Raw genomic sequence first — 21,027 nt, forward strand, 5'->3', positions numbered from 1 at the left:
TTCTTTATATTTTCTCTGTTTATCTAAAAGAGCAGAGTTATAGGTTTGACGACAATATTGTAGCCAACGTTCTAACATTTCTTTCTGTTCTTTCGTTGGTAAAATTTCATATTTTTGGCTCAACAACATTGTCATCACCTTCCTCTTTTTTCACTGTAGTGCTTCAGATCCCTAAAAACAAAGAAACGAATATACGTTCCCCTCCCTACCACTGGACTATGTCCTGCACGCGCTTGAGGAAGGGGACTTCTGTTGGAGTACTGTTAAAAATCTATCCTATCTTCAACTTATAAGCCAATTCATAAAATCTGCTTCTTATCTGTACAACAGGAAATACGAACAAAGGTGCTTTAGTTGAATAAAGCTTAAATATAGTATATAAAAACGTTTGGATTATCCCAAGCGTTTTTATATGCTAAATATACTGTTATTTAATATGCAAATTGTGTTGCAAAATCATACGCTATTTATACTGTGATTAGGCTTTTTCTCCATGTTATCTGAACTACTTACACCCAAACAGGTGGTTTTTTAAATATCGTTTATCAACATTTTACTTTAACAGAGCCAGTACAAAAAGAACCGACCTATATAAGTTCGATCCTACTTGTGAATATTTCACATATTTTACTTACTTACTTACTTACTTACTTACTTACTTACTTACTTACTTACTTCTATTACCTTGGATGGGCTATAATTCCCCGCACTATCTCTTACTACTACGCTTACTCTCGTTCCCATTTTTTGTACTGGTATCTTAATTGAAAACTGTCCTTTTGAGTTTGCCTTTCCTTTACCAATAAGAGTTGAACCCACTTTTACATTCACATCTGTATTAGGCTCAGTTGTTCCTGTTATCACTGTATCCTTACTGGTCAGTTTATTTACATTTGGGATAGTTGGAGGTGTTTTATCTAGTACGCTTATTGTTGTAAATGGGCTGCTATTGCCTGCACTATCCTTTACTATTACACTTATTCTTGTCCCTGCTTTTTGTACAGGTATCACAATTGAGAATACTCCTTGTGAATTCGCTTTTCCTTTACCAATAAATGTCGTTCCAGATTTTACAGAGATACTAGAATTAGGGTCAGCTGTTCCTGTCACTACCTTATCTTTATCTGTGACCGCATTCACCTTTGGAGGTAAAGGTACACCTTTTTTCATAATGTACGCAGAAGAAATATAACCTACTAGTTTTTGATCTGCCGTTTTGACTGGATACCATACAAACTGATTATTACTGTTTAAAGATTCATCATATGCAAAGTTCCCCTGAATAATCAAGTTGGTATTTTTGCTTAACGGCTTCCCACTTGATGCGGAAGTAGGTTTGGATCTTAAGTTCACTCCATCTCTTGTTACAAGTACTTGGTCGCCTGTTTTAAAATGGTATGTAGAGGGATGTAAACCTGTTAGTGTGTACTCTTTCTTTTTAAATACAATATTTTTGCTAGTGTTAGGGTCATATTCGAAATCAGCTGTACGGAAAGGGAACTGTGCCAATTTCGTATCATTTAAAAAACTGTATTGTTCAAGAATAGCAAATACTTTTTCTTGATAAGCGTTTGAATTTTTCTGGCCATTAGCCTTATATAAAGGGTTATTTGCAGGTTTTGTTCCATTATAAGCCATAACAGGGAAGTACCAGTTTTCAATTACTTCTGGTCCAGCAGACTTTATCTTAGGAAGATCCGTTCGCTGATACATACCACGAAGAACTTCAACACCCGCTTGAATATTATACTCAATATCGTATTTTAACTTTTGTTGATCGTACTTGGACTGATTTGTAATTTGCATAATCCCAATTCCGCCGTCTTGCGCTATGATTGGCCGGCCGTTTCCATCAAATTGTTTCCAGCCACTTTCTTGTGCAGCCACAGCTTTTACAACTTCAGGAGGAACATTTGCTTTTAATGCTGCGTTCGTTAGTAAGCAATTCATGTGCTGACGAGAGGGATTTTGATTCGGCTTAATTTGACCGTACGGCCCACACGTAGATGCTGCAGAAGCGGGAACCTCTTCATAAGACCAACATAAAAGCATAAAACTAGTCAGTACCCCCACTTTTAGTAAGTTTAATTTCATTCTGCCATTCTCCAATCTATGTAATAATCAATATTTATATAGTATATTTTACCATGATATATTATTAATTTTCTATAATATAATAATTAGTTTATTAAACTAACAAAATAGAACCAAATCTACAGAGGAACTAACTTTTTCATCTCACAAAACCCTATAATACATCTTTAACTGCAATATCTGTCCTTTCTATTTTACGTTTCAATTCCGATTCTACTTTTTGATTTGTATAATAAAATGCTGTAACCTTTTTTGCATCTTCAGCTTCCTTCATTTCCACGCCCTGTACATTTAAAAATATAAACTAGCAAAATAATTAGTATTACTGGGTTATTAATCCAAACATTCTATTTGATTGATTAATATATTAATAGTAAATCGAGAAAAGGAGGTTTTTCATATGACTAAGCATACAAAATGTGCCTGCGAACAATTAGAAAGATTACAGTTAGGTACAGAAGTAGATGTTTTTCTTACAGGAACAACACTAGAGGATCTTATTTTTACTAACTTTAATCCAGATAATTTTTGCGCAACCTTTGTGGATAACACAACAGAACCTGGCTCTGTAATTGTTTTGGACTGTCGTGATATTCAAGCACTTAGAATTGAAGCTAATTAGAATAAACATAGGGCTTTGAAAAAAGCCCTATGTTACAATTCCATACGTATATTTCTATATAAATTATAAAACAATGGGCAGTGAAACAAGCGCTATCTTTACAAAAATAAAAATGACCTCTTTCATAGAAAGAGGTCATTTTTACATTAACTTACTTTTTTCAAATTGAAAGCGGGCTTTTTTACCGCTACTTTTTTCACAACGTACAAACCAATAAATATAACAAGTCCGCCAAGCAATTGCATCGTATTTATTCTTTCTCCAATTGTTACTGCGGCAAAAATGACAGCAAACAACGGGACAAGATACATATAGACCATTACTTTTGTAGAGCCAATTTTGCTAATACCAACGTACCACATCGCTAGTCCAAAGACTGTTGCAAAGAGGATTGAATAACCTAATGAACCCCAGCTTAACGTATCTGTCGGCCATGTTAGTGTATTTACGTTGAATAAACAATATACGACAAGTGGCACAATGCCAATTAATGTAGACCAAGATGTTACTCGCATTGCCGAATATTTTGTAATAAGTGGCTGTGCAAGAATTGGATACCAACCCCAAGCAATCGCAGCAACTAATCCAATTAAATTTCCAAGCCAAGCATACTCATATGTAGATTGATTCGTATGCCCTGTTAATAAAACAAGTGCTGCGCCGCTAAAGGATAATAAAGAACCGATTTGAATCTTCATCGAAAAACGTTCTTGTTTGTGTAACACTGCTAAAATCCCTGTAAAAATAGGTGACATCGCAATTAATAGTGACGCATTTGTTGCTGATGTATATTTTACAGATAACATAAATAATGTTTGATACAATGTTGTTCCAACTATCCCAACTACTAATAATCTTAACCAATCTTTTCTCTCAATTCGTAGCGATCGTTCCATAAAAAATGTAATCAATAATAATACCGGAGATGCAACTAAAAATCGTAAACTATTAAATTGAATGGCTGACATATACGCCACTCCATATTTTCCAATTGTATAATTCGCTCCCCATACTAAAGCAACTGATATTAGGAGCCATTCCATTTGCCATCGTTTCATCCGAATCTCCCCTTCCACTACCTTAGCATAGTAAAATTGGCTGGATACCACACCGTCCAATTGGCTGTTTTTTCACCCAGCCAATTTGTTATAATGAAACTAGATAAAGAATAAGGGGACGTTATAAATGGAATGGAAGTTAGATAATGACAGCAAGATTCCGATTTATCAACAAGTTGTTGATTTTATTGAAAGACGTATTATGTACGGAGAGCTTCATCCTGGTAGCTTTCTCCCTTCGGAACGAAAATTAGCAATCCAACTGAATGTAAACAGAAGTACTGTTACAACTGCTTATAATGAACTGCGTGCTATGGGAATTGTGGACAGCACAACTGGAAGAGGTACACGTGTAAGTACACATATGTGGGGCGTTTCTCCAACATTAACACCGAACTGGAGAGGATTCGTAGAAGGTGGTACTTTTTTACCGAATTTACCACTACTTCGACATATTCGAGAGCAAGTCCAGCAAAATGAAAATATAATTGATTTCGCAAATGGAGAACTTGGTTGTAACCTGTTTCCCCATGAACAGTTACAAAGCATTTTACGTGAGCAACCTTTAACGCAATCACTTAGCTATGATCATCCACTAGGCTATCTACCATTAAGACAAGCGGCAGCGAAATATATGAGAGATTATCTAAAAATTGAAGCAACAGAACAATCGATTATGATTACTTCTGGGGCACAACAAGCGCTTCATCTTATCGTTCAATGCTTATTAAACCCAGGTGATGCGGTAGCATTTGAAAGCCCCTCACATTGCTATTCATTACCCCTCTTCCAATCAGCGGGGATTCGTATTTTCCCGTTACCTGTTGATGAACATGGAGTGAATCCTGAAGATGTGCATGAACTATATCGAAAGCACCGAATTAAAATGATTTTTTTAAATCCAAATTTCCAAAACCCAACAGGTACGATGCTTCATCCAAATCGAAGAAAAAAACTTTTATCGTTATGCGCAGACCTACGTATTCCAATCGTTGAGGATGATCCATCTAGTTTATTAACATTAGAAAATAAACAGCCTTGCCCTACTTTAAAATCCATTGATGAAAATGGAACCGTCATCTATGTGCATTCACTATCCAAAATGATTGCACCTGGCCTTCGTATCGGTTGGCTTGTTGCTCCACAGTCAGTAGTAGAACGGTTATCAGATGCACGGCATCAAATGGAATTAGGACTGAGTATATTTCCTCAATGGCTCATGCAGCAATTTTTTGAAACTGTTCCATTTGATACGCATATAACACAATTACGCAATCAGTTAGCACAAAAAAGAGATGTCATTGTCGATGCCCTAAATTATTATCTTCAAGATAAGATTTCTTTTTCAAATCCTAATGGCGGGATTTACATATGGGGAAAATTAAAGGAGCCTATTAACGAAAAACAGCTTATAATGCAAAGTTTAAAACAGCAAGTAGCCTTTATGCCTGGCAGTATTTTTGGAGCAAAAGATGGCTATATTCGGTTATCGTATGGGAAAGTAAATATCAATCAAATAGAGGACGGAATTTCTCGTTTACATACCGCCATTGAATTTTGTCAAAAATAAAAAAACATTTTTCATGGAGCATTAATGCTCCATGAAAAATGCTTTAGACTACGGAAACAAGTATGAAACTATAACAAATAACTGTGTGCTTTCTAGACGTGAAAATACCTTTTTGTTACTATAATCAAATGTGATTTACTTAAAGTTTTTATTTTTAGAAATTCATAAGCACATTTTTTCAAAAATAGTCCACCTCAGTTAGATATTTACAAAACATTAAGAAATTTTATCGTTGATTTTTATTGCTATAAAAATTATACCCTATTTGCTACAAACACTAACTATTAGCATAAAACTACTTATCAAAAGTAAATCTGATTTATATGAGCTAAAATGATATAAATGAATATTCTCAACTTGAACGTATTCTAAAAAACATCTATCCTATATTTTTTTTATAATTTGTTTTTAATAAACTTTTAAAATCTAGTTCAGCGATTACTACACTTAATAATATAAGAGTTGCACCTAAATAACCTTTAGCGGTGAGAGTTTCACCTGTGAAAACGAAAGCAAAACCCGCTGAAAAAACAGGTTCTAATGAAAAAATAAGACCTGTATGTGTAGGACTCGTATATTGCTGTGCAATGATTTGAACAATGAAAGCCATTGCTGTACAAAATATGCTTAATACTAAGATTGAAAACCATGATTCAACAGTACTAGGAAGTTTAGGATTTTCCATAAACATTGAGAAAATACTACTAAATAGACCGACAAAACCAAGTTGTAAAACTCCAAGGCTAATTGAATTAACCTGCTTCGTTATTGTTCCAGTAATAATGATATGGACTGCATAAAATAGAGCACATAAAATACATAATATATCGCCATAACCTATTTTTAATTGGCTATTTAACGTTAATAACCCTATCCCTACTATTGTTAAAACAACTCCCAATATAACTTTTTTTTCAGGTCTTTGTTTTAAAAAGATAGATGATAATACTGGAATAAATATCACTGTAAGACTCATTAAAAAACCAGCATTAGAAACCGATGTATACTTTGTACCAAAAGTCGCAAAAATATAAACTATAAACAAGATAACAGCTAATATAAAAGCATATTTAATAGTTCTAAAATCAATTTTGATTAAATGCTTATAAAACACTATACCTGACAAAAGAAAAGCAATAATAAAACGTAATGAGATTAAATTATATTCTTGCATGTAATTGAGGCCAATTTTTGTAAGTAAGATGGATGCCCCCCAAAAAAATGTAACCAATAGTAACATTAAATCCGCCTTTAATTGTATTTTCATCTCTATTCCCTCGTTAGTTTTTAACTTTTAGCATATTTCATCATTTATTAAGGTTACTATACACCTTTTGAATACAGACATGAGCTGCCAACCTAACCTAAGGATTTTTAACCATGCCTATTTGGAGAAAAATCATTGTATCTAATGATTTCGCTATTTCTAATTCTCTCTATTTAGAAGTTATAATTACTCTCCCAATCATTTATCTAACTTTTTATTTTAAATATTCTAAAATAATTATTTTAGAATATTCCCTCCCCTATAGTTAATATTTTTAAGTATTTATACAGAACTGTATGTTGATTTATCGAATATATTTTGTCCAATTCTACTTTAATCCCCGATACTTAGCTGTCGTCAATTCTTGTATGTACGCATCAATCTCAGGCATTTCTTCTTCTCTAGCCAATCGGATCGCAAGCTCTATATCATAAGGAACTCTTACAAGTTGAATTGAGAAACTTGCTGCCTCTTTTTGGCCATATACACCTTCAAAAATCAAATAAGAGGCTTGCGTAATCTCAAGCGGGTTACCCACACTTCCTGCATTACACAAAGTTTTCCCACGAAAATTTTGCACATAAGCTTGATGAATATCTCCGTAGCAAACGACATCCGGTTTCCTTTCACCTTCAATGTTTTCTGTAAGATTACTATTTTCAAATAAACTAACACGTTGTTCCATTGGAGCTCCGGGCTGAACTCTTTCATATAGGCTTCTAGGTGATGCATGGAACATTCTAATTAGTTTCCCACTCATTATAAATTCAATTGAAAATGGTAATTCCCTTAAATAATTCCGCTGCTGTTCTGATAATTGTTTTTGATGCCATTGTAATGTTTCGAAATCACTAGGCTTTGTAATAAAATCATCCCAATTTCCCATTACAACATGCTCACATTCTTTCCGAATAATCTCAATTGCTTCACTAGAATGTGGCCCTTTCCCTACTAGATCACCTAAGCACACAATACGTTCTATCCCTTTTAATTTGATGTCTTTAAGAACTGCTTCTAAAGCAGGAATATTACCATGAATATCTGAAATAACCGCTATTTTATCCAAATCAACACCCCCAACTATTCTATATTTATTATATCTTTATTAAAAGATTTATACCAATTTGGAATATAAGAAGTAAAATCATTCTGATCGTCTACAATCCGCTTCAACCTCCCCTTCATTCCATCTAATAAATTTGGTGTTACTTTATGTGCCCAAACAATATCTGCTGGAAAAATCATCGCTGTATACAGTGAATATAGTTTCCAAAAATGAAGTGACGGCTCCCCATCACAATACCCATGGACTTGTCCAACAGCAAATGGTTCACTTATATCAATTGTAAACAAGGCCGTTTTATAAAAATCATGAATGGGATCCCCAAAATCAAACCTCGCAAAATCGATTACTGAACGAAATTCATTATGATGAATCATAATATTTGCTGGGTGAAAATCATCATGCAGAAACACAGTAGGACGATTTCGCAATAAATTCTTATGATTTTCTACAAAGGTTAACACCGATTGCAAGTCAATAAAATCCACCTCGTATTCCACTAATAATTGCAAATATCTCTCGTATTTATTCCATCGAGCTGTTTCCCAAGATTCTTCTACATTCTTTTTCTTCACTGTATGAATTGTCTTTAAGACTTCTCCCGCCCTTTTTCCAGCCAAATATTGCTCTTTCTCAGTCAACTTTCCAAGTATATCTTCACCATCTTCTCCGTTAACCCATTCAAATACTTGTACACATTGATTTAATCTAACAAGCCTTATAAAATGAACTGGTTTGGGTATTGGTATACCTAATGATTCAAAATGACGCGTATATTCATATTCTTCGCGCTTACGTTCACTAGTTGACATATCACACACTTTAATAAAATAGCGTTCATCATTTTCTAATTCAATTTTATATTTTTTATCAAATGAAAAACCTTTTGGAATCAAAGTACATTTTACTATACGAGGCCAATCCAATTGTTGTTCTAACTCCCTTAGCACCTCTTCCACATAGACCACTCCAATTAATATATGTATACATTCCCTAAAATTTGTTGTTTTTTCTTCTGTGTATTTGCTCCTTGAAATTCAGCCGCAAAAGGAAGTTCTCCATATTTTAACAAACATTCTTGCACGAACCCTTCACCACTAGGTTCACAAAACTGCACATTTACATTTTCAAGCAATACACTTTGACAAAGCGCATTCCATTCTTGATGAATTTCAGGTAAAGTCACTTGTACTTCGAGTATCTCTTTCCATCTTTCTACTGTTGCACGTGCATTTTTTACAGCATAATATATTGTCTGAATTTCTTTTACCTCGTTGCTATGCGGGACAATGACGCCCACTTCTTGTAAATCGAATCGCCTACTCTCATCAGATTCTTCCCACTGTATAAAGAAAGGTAATTTCGGTCCACTATCTTCCTGTTCCACAAATAACATTTTCCATTCGATAAGATAACCGTCATTTCTCATTCGTTTTCCTTCAAACGGCCCTTCAACTTGTAACCCTTTTTCCATGAACCTTACCGCAAGTTCTTCAATATAATCTGTACGAAGAGCAATTTGCAGCATTCCTTCTCTATCTCGTAATTTCTCTACAGTTTCCTGAACAAGTGGATTATCCGCTTGTTTCGCTGTATCTTCATGTTGCACTGCTAAAAATTCAATATAAGATAAGTCAAAATAACATAAACTATTCCATGTCCCCCAGTTTGTATGTTCTCCGCCCTGTACCGTATGAAATCCAAGCTCCTCCATTCGCTTTTCTGCTTCCTTTGGTGTGCACCTAACGGTATGAACGAGATGATCAAATGCTAACATAATTTTCCCCTCCCTTTATTTACATCCTTTTATTATATAACTGTTCTGTTATTTCAATCAATTTAAAAAACTTTTAAAACCTAGTTGCTTTATGAGATTAATATGCATTATAATAATAAAAAATTAACGTTAAGCTGATTGGAAAAACCAAAGGCTCTTTTCTCACTTGAGAAAAGAGCCTTTTTATTTATTATTACAGGGGGATTTTATATGCAAAAATTAATTGTCTTTGCTATTATTGGTTTTTTTGCTCAACTGATTGATGGGGCACTTGGAATGGCTTACGGAGTAACGTCTTCCTCATTATTATTAATGTTTGGCATTGCACCTGCTGTCGCTTCCGCATCTGTTCATTTAGCTGAAGTTGTTACCACTGCAGCTTCTGGCGTATCTCATATTCGATTTGGAAACGTTGATAAATACACTGTTTCCAGACTAACATTACCAGGTGCAATTGGTGCTTTTGTTGGTGCTTGTTTTTTAAGCAATTTACCAGGTGATTTAATTAAACCTTACATTTCTATCTTTTTATTTACTTTAGGTGTCTATATTTTATTACGATTTATTATTCAAAAACAAATTGTCCAATCAAATAAACGTATGTCTGGTAAGCAACTTATACCACTCGGATTGTTTGCGGGATTTGTTGATTCAACTGGTGGAGGTGGCTGGGGACCTATCACTACACCAGTACTTCTCGCACGTGGAAATGAAGCAAGAAAAGTCATTGGTTCCGTTGATACGAGTGAGTTTCCTGTCTCATTAGCTGCAACTATTGGATTTTTCATTTCATTGGGCTGGGAACAAGTAAGCTGGTTTTGGGTATTTGCTCTTATGCTCGGCGGCATTATCGCCGCTCCAATCGCTGCATGGTTAGTACGAATTGTACCTTCACATTTACTTGGTGTACTCGTTGGTGGACTGATTATTTTTACAAATATCCGGACACTGCTTACATCATTTAAAGTGGATCCAACAATTATTAACCTTTCCTATATTGCAGCGGGTCTTGTCGTTATCATTGCACTTTTCATTTCGGTTAGAAATCACTCCCAGCTTACAAAACAAAACGTTGGATATACGACTGGACAAAAACGAGTTTTGCCTTAAAACGGAAATAATTATAAAGTGGTGTGAAATACTACGGTAAGCAAATGATAAGTTTGCTTACCTTTTTTAATCTCTTTAGCACTCTTTATTTTGCTTATAATCAATGTCAAATTTATTTTTCTGAATTTTCTTTTAATTTTAGAGGATTTTCCATATCTTTTTGCGAAACATTTGTATAACAATTTTTTCTTCATTTTTTTACATATCAAGTAGGTTCGGGTGGAATTTTGAAACGTTTCCTATACAATAACCGATTTTTTTTGATATTTTCCTACAAAAATTCCTTGCAATATTTTCAGAAACTAATTACAATTGCCATATATTAAAAATCACAGCAATAAATAAATCCTCATCAATCCGATGAGGTAGAGGTTGCGGCTTTTATTAGTAGAACGGATTAGACACAGAGAATGTCAATGACTCCGTTTGAAAGGAAATGCTGCCGAAGTTTGTATTTCTTCTCTGGAAGTACGAGCTGGGGCTGTCTCCAAACAGGAACAGAACTGTCACGTTTACAAAGTACCGTGTAAACGTGGGGTGCTATCTTAACGGAAGGGTATGATGGGGTGGTTATTTGTGAAACGTTCCGCCAAATTCCTTTGGCGGTTTTTTGTATTTTTCTCCCCGTTCCTTCCTAATCTTACAAGAAAAGGAGTGTTGAACATGAATAGCGCAACGAATCAAGCTACCTCTACAAAACAATCTACACAAGGACAAGGTGAATTAAGACGCGGGTTAAAATCTCGTCACCTTACGATGATTTCTCTCGGCGGTACAATCGGTACTGGACTATTTCTTGCCAGTGGTGGTGTCATTCACACAGCAGGTCCTGGCGGAGCTCTCATCGCATATGCGGCAATCGGAATTATGGTTTACTTCTTAATGACAAGTTTAGCTGAATTAGCAGCTTACATGCCTGTCACTGGATCTTTTAGCACATACGCGACAAAATTTGTCGATCCATCACTTGGATTTGCACTCGGCTGGAATTATTGGTATAACTGGGCAATTACCATTGCCGCTGAACTTGCAGCCGTAACATTAATTATGAAGTTTTGGTTCCCAAATACACCTTCCCTTATTTGGAGTGGCCTTTGTTTAGTCATTATGTTTCTTTTAAATTACTTATCTGTTAAAGGGTTTGGTGAAGCGGAATATTGGTTCGCACTTATTAAAGTAGCTACTGTTATTATCTTTTTAATCGTTGGATTTATGATGATTTTTGGTATTATGGGTGGCGAACCTGTTGGATTTAAAAACTTTACTGTTGCAGATGCACCATTTAACGGTGGTATTATGGCAATTATCGGTGTATTTATGGCTGCTGGTTTTTCATTCCAAGGAACTGAATTATTAGGTGTAGCTGCTGGTGAAACTGCCGATCCAGAGCGTAGCATTCCAAAAGCAATTCGCTCAATCTTTTGGCGTATTCTATTATTCTACATCTTTGCAATACTTGTTATCGGTTTATTAATTCCGTATACAACTGAAAGTCTTGCAGCTAGCGATGTAACAGTAAGTCCATTTACACTTGTATTTGAAAAAGCAGGAGTTGCATTTGCCGCTTCTGTTATGAACGCAGTTATTTTAACTGCAGTTTTATCTGCTGGTAACTCAGGTATGTACGCATCAGCTCGTATGCTTTGGGATTTAGCAAGACAAGGAAAAGCACCGAAATTTTTAGGTAAATTAAATAGCCGCGGCGTACCTGTTAACGCGTTAATCGCAACTTCAGTAGTTGGCTGTGCCGCTTTCCTAGCTTCCTTATTTGGCGACGGTGTTGTATATATTTGGTTATTAAATGCATCTGGAATGTCCGGATTTATTGCATGGGTCGGAATTGCTATTAGTCATTATCGTTTCCGAAAAGCATATATTGCACAAGGAAAAGATTTAAATGATTTACCGTATAAAGCAAAATGGTTCCCATTTGGTCCAATCTTCGCATTTGCACTTTGTGTCATTGTCATTTTAGGACAAAATTACGGAGCATTTATAGGCGAGTCTATCGATTGGAATGGTGTACTTGTTTCCTATATCGGCTTACCTCTCTTCCTTGCGATGTGGTTAGGATATAAATTTACAAAGAAAACAAAAGTAATTCCTCTTGATAAATGTGAACTTTAAGTGATAAAAGGCCAGCAAACATCAATCATGTTTGCTGACCTTTTTTATTGGAATGAATCCTTCACATTCAAAGGATATGTTTTCTTTATGTCGAATGGTTTACTGCATAGAAGAATTATTTAAAAAAGGATGGGATTAAACTGAACGTCGCGTTAGAAATTGTCTCCACAGAACAACTTGAAATATTAAAGAATTTTTATGCTCTATATTTACATGATTTATCCGAATTCTCCCCTACCCTTCATTCAAATGAAAATGGATTTTTTGAATTTGATGCTTTTGAACTTATTTGTAACCGAGATGAGCTTTCTCCTTATTTCATTACATATGAAGAAAAATATATCGGGTTTCTTCTATTCGCGAAACCACCATTCACAGCACCTGAAACAGACTGCTGCATTAACGATCTTTTCATATTAAAAGCCTACCGCGGAAAAAGGATAGCAGATCAAGCAATTTTAGAACTTTTAAAACAGCACAAAGGAACCTATTATGTAATGCAATTAAAAAACAATAAAACAGCGGTGAACTTTTGGAAAAAGTTCTACCAAAAGAATGAGATAAAGTATCAAGAAGTTGAGAAAATAAGTGATGACGAGTTATGCTTAACACAAACATTTACGGTTCCATCCTTACTTTTCAAATCGTAATCCCTATACGTTTATCATTCATTGAAACCCTTTACTTCCCTATTTCTAATGTTTTTGCAATAATAGAATAAGAACTATAAACAAAGGTTGGGATTCCATGAACATTCGCGTAACTGATGAGGCAAAAGCCGTATTACATAAATTAAACGCAAATAACAAAAACATCATACGTATTAGAGGTACAATGACAAATTCTTGTAGTATATTTGTTGATGTTGATTTAATTTTCGATGAGTATAATCCAAATGAAATCGCTTATGAAGATGAGCAACTTATTATTCAAATGGATGGTTTTACAAAAGACTATATAGGAAATACATTAAAGCTTGATTATAAAATGACAGGTTTTAGTATTACGACTCCTAGCGAAACACTTGTATATGGATTATCAATTAAAAAATGAAGAATGCCCCTGTTTCTTGACTGAAGTAAGGGCATTCTTTATTTTTATCAAGCCTAATAGGAGTCACCATACATCACCATCAAGTTAAGAAATTGGTTGCTACCCAAAACGAAAAAAATGAAACAGTACAACTATTAATTAAGTCATTTTACTTGCTAAGCTCTCTTTGAGCTCTCATATAGCTTTCCATGATATTTTGATAACTAGGAAGATGTTTAGCAAGTAAAGCTCCAAAACCTTCAACGTCATTTCGCCAGTCACGATGTAATTCTGCTGCAACGCTAAACCAGTTCATTAATTGGACTCCTCCATGAGCCATACGCATAAGGGCAGCATCTGCAACTTGTTTACTAAAAGTCCCTGATGCATCAGTTACAACGAATACCTCATATCCTGCGTTTACAGCAGATAGTGCTGGGAACGCAACACAAACATCAGTAACAACCCCTGCGATAATTAGTTGCTTTTTACCTGTTGCTTCGATGGCTTTAACAAATTCTTCATTGTCCCATGCATTAATTTGTCCAGGCCGAGCTATTTTTGGCGCACCAGGAAAGAGCTCAACCAATTCATGCATTAGTGGGCCGTTCGGTCCGCTTTCAAAGCTTGTTGTTAAAATAACTGGTAAATCAAAAAACTTAGCGGTATTAGCAAGAGCCAAAACATTGTTCTTAAATTCATCAACACCATAATCACGCACTAGGCTGGAAATAAGACCAGTTTGATGATCCACTAGAAGAACAGCGGCATCATTTTTGGAAAGACGAGAATAAAGATCAGACATTTTTATAGTCCTCCTTAAACTAATGTAATAGAAGAAAGTTCATATATCGGTAAATTCTTCTTAAATCTCATTCGCTTGTTACAATCATTTTCCTTTTATTGTTAAGTAATTGATTTATTTCTCAATAAAATGACCATCGATCGTTTAGATAATGAGTTATATCCCTTGGAAAAGGTACTTTGCAGCAGGAGGTACCTTTTCTTTGTTTACACTAAAATAATTTCATGCATCATAATTACAATATAATCAAAATTTCTTTTAATAAGGGGATTACTGCATTCTATATTCATAAACTGAGAACCTTACATCAAATTACACTTTTCAAGTTTTTACCTCTCTCCTCTTTCCCCTTTTCTATTTTAGAGCCTGTTTTGATTAATCTTTTTTTCAAAACAGGCTTTTTATATTAGGTAAATCAACAGTAATAGACTTACCCATGATCAAACATTTTTATAAACCAACATAACGTACAGGAAATCGGCTTTTCTCTTGTCGAAATTTACTTAGCGTACAGTGGTCATATATTTTTAAGAATAACGGAAGAATATATAGAAAATGCTACATAAATGTGAAGTTTGATCAACTTAGGGGGGACAACCTTGTTCAATCAGATAGTAAAAGCTGTACCCAATTTATTTACGATCGGAAATTTATTGTGCGGTGTTTTTTCAATTACCATGAATATGAGTGACTATTTGGAAGTAGCCTCCATTTTTATTTTCTTTTCAGCTGTTTTAGATCTTCTTGATGGAAGGATCGCGAGAAAATTAAAAGTGAACAGTGAGTTTGGTGTAGAATTGGATTCCTTAGCTGATATTGTTAGTTTCGGAGTTGCTCCTGCACTTTTATTTCATTCGATAGCAACACCATCTATTTTAACTTCTTTGGCATTTATCCTTTTCCCAACGATGGGTGCTTTAAGATTAGCTAAATTTAGTGTTAAACCAACCATTGGATATTTTAAGGGATTACCTATTCCAGCTGCTGGATTACCATTGGCTGGTATGGGATTGTTTTTATATAGTAATGCATGGATTACATTAATCCTCGCTCTCTTAATGGTAAGTCCAATTAGGTTTAAAAAACTTTAATTGAAGTCCCGCCCATCGCCATCAAGACTTTATGGAATATCGTTTATTTGAGTAAGACTATAGAAGTATTAAAGAGTAAGTATGATTTCAATGAGGAATTGCTAGAACATATTTCACCACTTGGGCTGGGAGCATATAAACTTTTTTGGAGAATATCGATTTAATGTAAAAGATATGACAACATTGGAATCTCTTCGTCCATTGCAACAAACTTAGCAAAATGAGAGCCGATTTTTTCTTAAAGTAAAAAAATCGGCTCATTAGATTTTCAAATGATTTTAAATCAGTTCCACGATATACTTGTATATCGTAGGGAACACTTGCTTTATTTAAACCGCTTTTAATATTATCAATTACACTTGATTCTACACCATCCAAAGAGTCTGCGATTCCCCTAAGATAATTATTAATTTTTCTATAATCATCCCCAGTATATTGTCTAATAGCACTTCTTTCACTTTCAGTTAAAGATTCTATCCAACTATCAAAATGCTTACTCCCCCATTCATGCGCTTCCACTAAATTGCTAAGAGGCTTTTTAGATCCACCATTCAGATTCAAATTCTCAAAAAATTGTACTGTTTTCTTCTTAAGCACATTTCCATTTTCTGCAGGAACTTTCCCAATACCATAAAAATCCCAACTTAATAGAAGGCTATGTTAAATAACTCTGTTGGTATTCGATAAAAATAAACAAATGTTCTATAATACAGAAAAGAACATTTTTCAAATTAAACCACTTAAGATATTTAAATAGGGAATTGTTAATTGTTGTTGATACTGGGGGGGAGAAAATTGACTACTACCTATGTAAACTGGGGAGAATCAAGGGTTAAATTAACTTGGGAAAAGAACAATAAACTTCCACAAAACGATTTAATTACAAGTGTACACGGCTTTTGTTTTCAAAAAATAAATTATTATTGGTTGATTTAAAAGAGGATGGGATTTTCCAGGAGGGCACATTGAATTTGATGAAACTCCAGAAGAATGCTGTAAACGTGAAGCGATGGAAGAAGGTTATGTAGGGGGAGAATGCGAATTGTTGGGGTACATAATCGTTGACCATAGTGAAAATCCGCTCTGGAATGAAAATAGTCCTTATCCTAAAATTGGTTTCCAAGTATTTTACAAAATGCATATAACAAGACTACATCCATTCGAAGCTAAATATGAATCTGCACAACGTAAGTTTGTAAATCTTCATGATGTATCCTTATATCATCATGAATGGAACAGTCTTTATCAAGAAATATTAGATTGTGCTTTACAATAGCAATATAAAAGACTTTCAAATCAAAGAAAGTCTTTTTATATTATCAATAATATTCATTAATAAAGCTTAATAGAAAAATAAAACAGTTGGTACTTTTGTGTCGTAAGAGTAGGGAGATTTGTGTCGCCAGACATTAGAGTAGATCATTTTTTAGTACAATTGAATTAATCAAGGTCTGTGTTAGGAGGACTGTATCCAAGGTGACGAGCCATTGATACGATTTGTCCTTTATGATGAAATTCATGTGTCTCGGTATGGGTTAAAAGCCATAGTGGAGTTGTACTCCATGGTTCTTTTTGCCATTTCACTTCATTTGCTATATTTTCGAACCAGCGAGCATGGAATTCATCCAAAAAACGTTGTACAATCTCATCTACTAACTCAAATTTGGCGCGAACTTTCTCGACATCTGAATGATTAATTTCATAATCAGTAGCAAACGAAAAATCTGCTCGCCTTTGGTTAAATGCGAATGATCCAAGCCAGTATCGATAGCAATCGGCTACATGAATATGGGTCTGTATAATGCTACCACTTCCGAAATTTGGAACTGTGCTGTGCAACTTTTGCAGTGGGATTTCTTCCAAAAACGCAAATAGAATTTCTCTGGTAGAGCTAATAAAGCTGTACTGTTGTTTTAAAACATCTAACATTTAATATCACTCCTCATTTATTTACCATAATCTCCGTTAACAGAAGCTAAATTATATATCTTTATTTTCCTTCTCCAATATATGTTTTACATCATTTCTAAAGAATTTAAGTTCATTTTTTATTTTAATCAATTCATACAGCATAAAAAGTAATACCAACAATATTAAGATTTCCATCATAGCAATCCCATCCTCTAGATTTTATGGTTCATAAGTATGTGAAGAAGAGGTATCGCAATATTTAATACCTCTTCTATTTAAGGAAATTAACAGATTGACAAAAATGAACTAAATTAGTAGTTGGATAATTTTGTTGCAATGAATTGTGATAGCAAAAAATTATGCATTAAAATTTTACGGTTTAATCGAACCATATTTCAAATTTTGAACCCTTTGTGATGTTTCCTCGTATAGTTCTCTTACCGCATATTCTCGTAAAGACTCATTTTGTTCTCTTCCACCAGCTGGTAATTCCCATTGTTTTCGATATATATTGAAGCATAAAAGATATTTATCATTATAATTTGCGGCTACAAAGGAACTACCTAGAGGTGAATAGTCATTTATAGCGTACTCTTCTATGTTTAGAAATTCTAATAAAATACAGTTTACCACTCCTTAATATAAAAATACTTTGTTTTTACAAATAATACTCAAACATTTTTGCAACCTTTTCTTTCATTTTTTCTTTTATAGATAATTGATTGACGTCAGAGGATGTTACTCGCTTTGAATTTTGTAAGTCTGCATTAATGACTGGCTTTATTTTCGAAATATAGACAGGGTCATGGATATAACAGTTCATTTCTTCATTTAAATGAAACGAGCGCGAATCAAAATTCACGGTCCCAACCATCAATACTTTTTCATCAATCAAAAATACTTTACCGTGTAACACTCCCTTTTTATAACCATATACTTCTATTCCCTGTTTTAATGCTTTTCGGATATATGGATACGCTGCTTCTTTAACTAACAGTGCATCCGAATGAGGTGAGAACAGAATTTTGACACGGACTCCCCTCTTTCTTGCATCTACTAATGCGTTCCAAATAGTTCTGTCTTTTGGTATAAAATAAGGTGTTAATATAATGATGGACTCTTTTGCTTGTTGAAACAGCATTGCATAATCTTGCCCAAGTTTTTCTCCGCTATAATATGCAGTAAATCGATGCGAGGTTGCTCCCTTTTCCTTTATCGCACTATGTATCGGAATCGGTTTCTCTGAGTTTTTCTTCCAGTCTAACACAAATTGGTGTTCTAGATCTTGAACTCCTTCTCCTCGTATTTGAAGGTGATAATCTCTCCAGTAACCAAGTTTTTCTTTTTCTCCTAAATACTTCTTGCCAATGTTAAATCCGCCAATGTACCCAATCTTTCCATCAATAACTGAAATACGACGATGATTCCGATGATCCAAAGAAGAAGAAAGATAAGGGAAAGCAGGCTTATTGTAATACGTAAAATGCACTCCTTTTTTAACTAATAATTCTCTTTCCTTTTTCTTTAGTAAAATTCCACCTAGCCTGTCCACTGCATAGTATACTTCTACACCTTCCTGACTTTTTTGCCTCAATAACTCTAGAAACTGATGACTTACTTTATCATCAGCAATAGAGAAAAAGTTAATATGCACGTAATGTTTTGCTTCCTTTATATCTGAGAATAATTGATTGTTTAACTGTTTCCCGTCTGTATACATAGTAATATCACTTTGACGAATAGGATATTGGCTAGGCTGCTGGCCAAATCTCCCACTTTTTTCAGCTGCTGTTCTGTCAATTTCATCCCAAACAAGCAAAACAAAACATACGCCGATAAATACAAAGAGGAGTACCAGGAAAGTTTTCCCTATCTTTTTCAACATATTTAATCTCCTTTACTTTATATAGTATCGTTTTCTTTCTGTTAGTTTTTGTTATCGGGACAAAACTATTCCATATCCATCCATGAAGCTAATCTTTACCATATAATATGTAAATAAATCACATTCTTACATGGTAGATTTTTCTTATGAATATTCTATTCATGTTAAGTTAACATAACACCACTTAACGGTATTCCATGTATCTATTAGCTAAAAAAATCCTCCTTCGAATAATTAACTGTAAAATTTCTCATTCACATAACTCTAATTTAAGGTTATCATTTCCAATAACCCTAAAATTGGAAATCGTACTATGATAACAAAATAGGCATTCTATATTTTGAAGTACATTTACAAGGAGGAAATACTACATGACAGTAAGCACTAAACTTAAACAAACTATTGCTGGATTAAAGAGTGCTCAAGCATGCCTAGAAGGATTTGTTCTTGATACTGATAACCAGCAAGCAAAACAATTATATAAAGGTGCAGCACAACAAACTCAAGAAATTATTGAATCTTTAAATCCTCGTCTTCAGCAAATTGAACAAGAAGAGCCTCAGTACAAGTAATAACATAATACCTTTCACATAGAATATCGTCCACATGGAAGAGTGCTCAGCTTAGATAACGATTATCAAAATGATGATTACAATTAAAGGGTTTCACCACATCACTATCAAGATAAGAAAAGCAAGTATCCTAAAACAAAAAAATGTACATTTTCATCTGGAGATGTACATTTTTTCGTTTTGGGTGTGTTATAAAATTCTTAAGTTGATGGATGTGTGGCGGTACCCCATGCCAATCAAGCTAAAGCGAAATTGTATCCATAATACGAAAAACACCTCCATTAAAATCATAACTGATACTTACGATTTAGAGAGGTGTTTTTTATTGTCTCTTTCTCAGGGGGCACTCCAATAGGAAAGGATGACGTATTTTTTCATTTTAGGGAGCTTTTTGTTTTATTAGCTTAATAGCGTCGGATTGCCGCTGGAATTCCAAAAACCCCAAAAATTATTTTTTAGAGTAAGTTGGGGGTTTTTGAACCAGAAAGGTATATTTTCAACTATAAAAAATATGACAAAATTTATCCTGTTTTCCTTTTTGCCTACTTGCTAAATTCAGCAAGTAAAATATTTTTAAAGTTAGCTTTACCCATACTGTTCAAATTGACGGCCAACGTATGCTTGCCTCCAAGTGTACCCCCAACAAGAGTAACAAACCCTGGAATGCTACCTGTGTGTCCCCATATCGAGACACCGTTTGGAAGCTTAGTTTCATAGATTCCAAGACCATATCCGCTGATTTCAGCACTTCCTGTAGGAACTGTAGTAAGCATTTGTTTTAATTGCTGTTCCTTCAGTAATTTGCCACTGAGTAAGTAAGAGAAGAATTTGTTTAAGTCGTCAGCAGTAGAAATCATATCTCCAGCCGAGCTAGCTATACTTGGGTTATAATAAGTAACGTCTTTTAGCTCACTTGCTCCGTCTGGTTGGACATATCCACGGGCATGGTTGGTGCCTGGAATAACGCTTGAATTGCCAGGTAGGAATGTATTCAACAATTCAAGCGGTTCAATAATCCGATTTTCAACCTCTTCCGCATAGCT

At 34.5% G+C, this 21,027-nt stretch carries 20 protein-coding genes, 3 pseudogenes and 1 riboswitch; of the genes and pseudogenes, 10 read left to right on the forward strand and 13 right to left on the reverse strand.

Translation table 11 applies throughout. From position 1 onward, the window contains the following. Positions 1-135, reverse strand: a 135-nt coding sequence (locus C564_RS38100; protein WP_155896293.1) for a helix-turn-helix domain-containing protein, incomplete at its 3' end; no start/stop codon positions are given. Positions 136-663: 528 nt separating this feature from the next. Beyond that, positions 664-2,094, reverse strand: coding sequence for an Ig-like domain-containing protein (locus tag C564_RS0126910; protein ID WP_018767506.1), 1,431 nt, complete (start codon positions 2,092-2,094; stop codon positions 664-666). 400 nt (positions 2,095-2,494) lie between these two features. Here C564_RS0126910 and C564_RS0126920 point away from each other — a divergent pair, with 400 nt between their 5' ends. Continuing rightward, positions 2,495-2,716 (forward strand): hypothetical protein, encoded by a 222-nt coding sequence (locus C564_RS0126920; protein ID WP_003198239.1) that lies wholly within the window; start codon positions 2,495-2,497, stop codon positions 2,714-2,716. 146 nt (positions 2,717-2,862) lie between these two features. Here C564_RS0126920 and C564_RS0126925 read toward each other — a convergent pair whose 3' ends face one another. Further along, positions 2,863-3,774, reverse strand: coding sequence for a DMT family transporter (locus C564_RS0126925; protein ID WP_018767508.1), 912 nt, complete (start codon positions 3,772-3,774; stop codon positions 2,863-2,865). A 127-nt stretch (positions 3,775-3,901) separates the two neighbouring features. Here C564_RS0126925 and pdxR point away from each other — a divergent pair, with 127 nt between their 5' ends. Then, a complete protein-coding gene (pdxR, locus tag C564_RS0126930) occupies positions 3,902-5,344 on the forward strand; it encodes a MocR-like pyridoxine biosynthesis transcription factor PdxR (protein ID WP_018767509.1) in 1,443 nt (480 codons plus the stop codon). 379 nt (positions 5,345-5,723) lie between these two features. On the opposite strand, the gene C564_RS0126935 is transcribed toward pdxR, so the two are convergent. The 4 genes from C564_RS0126935 to C564_RS0126950 all read right to left on the reverse strand — a co-directional run bounded on the left by C564_RS0126935 (position 5,724) and on the right by C564_RS0126950 (position 9,451). Further along, on the reverse strand, positions 5,724-6,611 hold the full coding sequence (locus C564_RS0126935) for a DMT family transporter (RefSeq protein WP_003198234.1): 888 nt from the start codon (positions 6,609-6,611) through the stop codon (positions 5,724-5,726). Between the two features lie 328 nt (positions 6,612-6,939). Beyond that, positions 6,940-7,677, reverse strand: a complete 738-nt coding sequence (locus tag C564_RS0126940; protein ID WP_003198232.1) for a metallophosphoesterase family protein — start codon at positions 7,675-7,677, stop codon at positions 6,940-6,942. 14 nt (positions 7,678-7,691) lie between these two features. After that, the gene (locus C564_RS0126945) at positions 7,692-8,633 is read right to left on the reverse strand and encodes an aminoglycoside phosphotransferase family protein (protein WP_003198230.1); all 942 of its coding nucleotides are present in this window, start codon (positions 8,631-8,633) and stop codon (positions 7,692-7,694) included. A gap of 14 nt (positions 8,634-8,647) precedes the next feature. Further along, positions 8,648-9,451 (reverse strand): VOC family protein, encoded by an 804-nt coding sequence (locus C564_RS0126950; RefSeq protein WP_018767510.1) that lies wholly within the window; start codon positions 9,449-9,451, stop codon positions 8,648-8,650. 210 nt (positions 9,452-9,661) lie between these two features. On the opposite strand from C564_RS0126950, the gene C564_RS0126955 reads away from it, so the two are divergent. The 4 genes from C564_RS0126955 (at position 9,662) to C564_RS0126970 (ending at position 13,741) form a co-directional block, all read left to right on the forward strand. After that, positions 9,662-10,561: a sulfite exporter TauE/SafE family protein gene (locus C564_RS0126955; protein WP_018767511.1), complete on the forward strand. Its 900-nt coding sequence runs from the start codon at positions 9,662-9,664 to the stop codon at positions 10,559-10,561. 358 nt (positions 10,562-10,919) lie between these two features. Further along, positions 10,920-11,112: riboswitch (Lysine riboswitch) on the forward strand. A gap of 112 nt (positions 11,113-11,224) precedes the next feature. After that, positions 11,225-12,688 carry an amino acid permease gene (locus tag C564_RS0126960; protein ID WP_018767512.1) on the forward strand — a complete coding sequence of 488 codons (1,464 nt, stop codon included), beginning with the start codon at positions 11,225-11,227 and terminating at the stop codon, positions 12,686-12,688. A 320-nt stretch (positions 12,689-13,008) separates the two neighbouring features. Continuing rightward, entirely contained in the window at positions 13,009-13,338 is a 330-nt protein-coding gene (locus tag C564_RS37790; RefSeq protein WP_231382363.1) for a GNAT family N-acetyltransferase, read from the forward strand. 97 nt (positions 13,339-13,435) lie between these two features. Further along, complete coding sequence (locus C564_RS0126970; RefSeq protein ID WP_018767513.1) at positions 13,436-13,741, forward strand: iron-sulfur cluster biosynthesis family protein; 306 nt, start codon at positions 13,436-13,438, stop codon at positions 13,739-13,741. Between the two features lie 148 nt (positions 13,742-13,889). On the opposite strand, the gene ycaC is transcribed toward C564_RS0126970, so the two are convergent. Further along, a complete protein-coding gene (gene ycaC, locus C564_RS0126975; protein WP_018767514.1) occupies positions 13,890-14,525 on the reverse strand; it encodes an isochorismate family cysteine hydrolase YcaC in 636 nt (211 codons plus the stop codon). 599 nt (positions 14,526-15,124) lie between these two features. Between ycaC and pssA the strand changes: the two genes are divergently transcribed. Both pssA and C564_RS37795 read left to right on the forward strand, forming a co-directional pair. Then, on the forward strand, positions 15,125-15,616 hold the full coding sequence (pssA, locus tag C564_RS0126980; protein WP_018767515.1) for a CDP-diacylglycerol--serine O-phosphatidyltransferase: 492 nt from the start codon (positions 15,125-15,127) through the stop codon (positions 15,614-15,616). A gap of 26 nt (positions 15,617-15,642) precedes the next feature. After that, positions 15,643-15,832, forward strand: a pseudogene (locus C564_RS37795) (Tn3 family transposase); the annotation flags it as partial. A 54-nt stretch (positions 15,833-15,886) separates the two neighbouring features. Here the strand turns inward: C564_RS37795 and C564_RS37800 are convergent. After that, positions 15,887-16,213, reverse strand: a pseudogene (locus tag C564_RS37800) (ADP-ribosyltransferase); the annotation flags it as partial. 198 nt (positions 16,214-16,411) lie between these two features. On the opposite strand from C564_RS37800, the pseudogene C564_RS33800 reads away from it, so the two are divergent. Beyond that, a pseudogene (locus C564_RS33800) lies at positions 16,412-16,892 on the forward strand (NUDIX hydrolase). Positions 16,893-17,056: 164 nt separating this feature from the next. Here C564_RS33800 and C564_RS0126995 read toward each other — a convergent pair. The 3 genes from C564_RS0126995 to C564_RS0127005 form a co-directional block, all read right to left on the reverse strand. Continuing rightward, positions 17,057-17,545: a DinB family protein gene (locus C564_RS0126995; protein ID WP_003198206.1), complete on the reverse strand. Its 489-nt coding sequence runs from the start codon at positions 17,543-17,545 to the stop codon at positions 17,057-17,059. Positions 17,546-17,899: 354 nt separating this feature from the next. Next, on the reverse strand, positions 17,900-18,160 hold the full coding sequence (locus C564_RS35520) for an NUDIX domain-containing protein (RefSeq protein WP_003198201.1): 261 nt from the start codon (positions 18,158-18,160) through the stop codon (positions 17,900-17,902). A 25-nt stretch (positions 18,161-18,185) separates the two neighbouring features. Then, the gene (locus tag C564_RS0127005; RefSeq protein ID WP_003207494.1) at positions 18,186-19,412 is read right to left on the reverse strand and encodes a phospholipase D-like domain-containing protein; all 1,227 of its coding nucleotides are present in this window, start codon (positions 19,410-19,412) and stop codon (positions 18,186-18,188) included. Positions 19,413-19,783: 371 nt separating this feature from the next. Here C564_RS0127005 and C564_RS0127010 point away from each other — a divergent pair, with 371 nt between their 5' ends. After that, positions 19,784-19,984, forward strand: a complete 201-nt coding sequence (locus C564_RS0127010) for a DUF1657 domain-containing protein (protein ID WP_003198197.1) — start codon at positions 19,784-19,786, stop codon at positions 19,982-19,984. A 542-nt stretch (positions 19,985-20,526) separates the two neighbouring features. Here the strand turns inward: C564_RS0127010 and C564_RS0127015 are convergent. After that, on the reverse strand, positions 20,527-21,027 hold a 501-nt coding region (locus C564_RS0127015), incomplete at its 5' end, for a serine hydrolase domain-containing protein (protein WP_018767516.1).

Origin of the sequence: Bacillus sp. 105MF (genome assembly GCF_000374885.1) — a bacterium.
Classification (GTDB): domain Bacteria; phylum Bacillota; class Bacilli; order Bacillales; family Bacillaceae_G; genus Bacillus_A; species Bacillus_A pseudomycoides.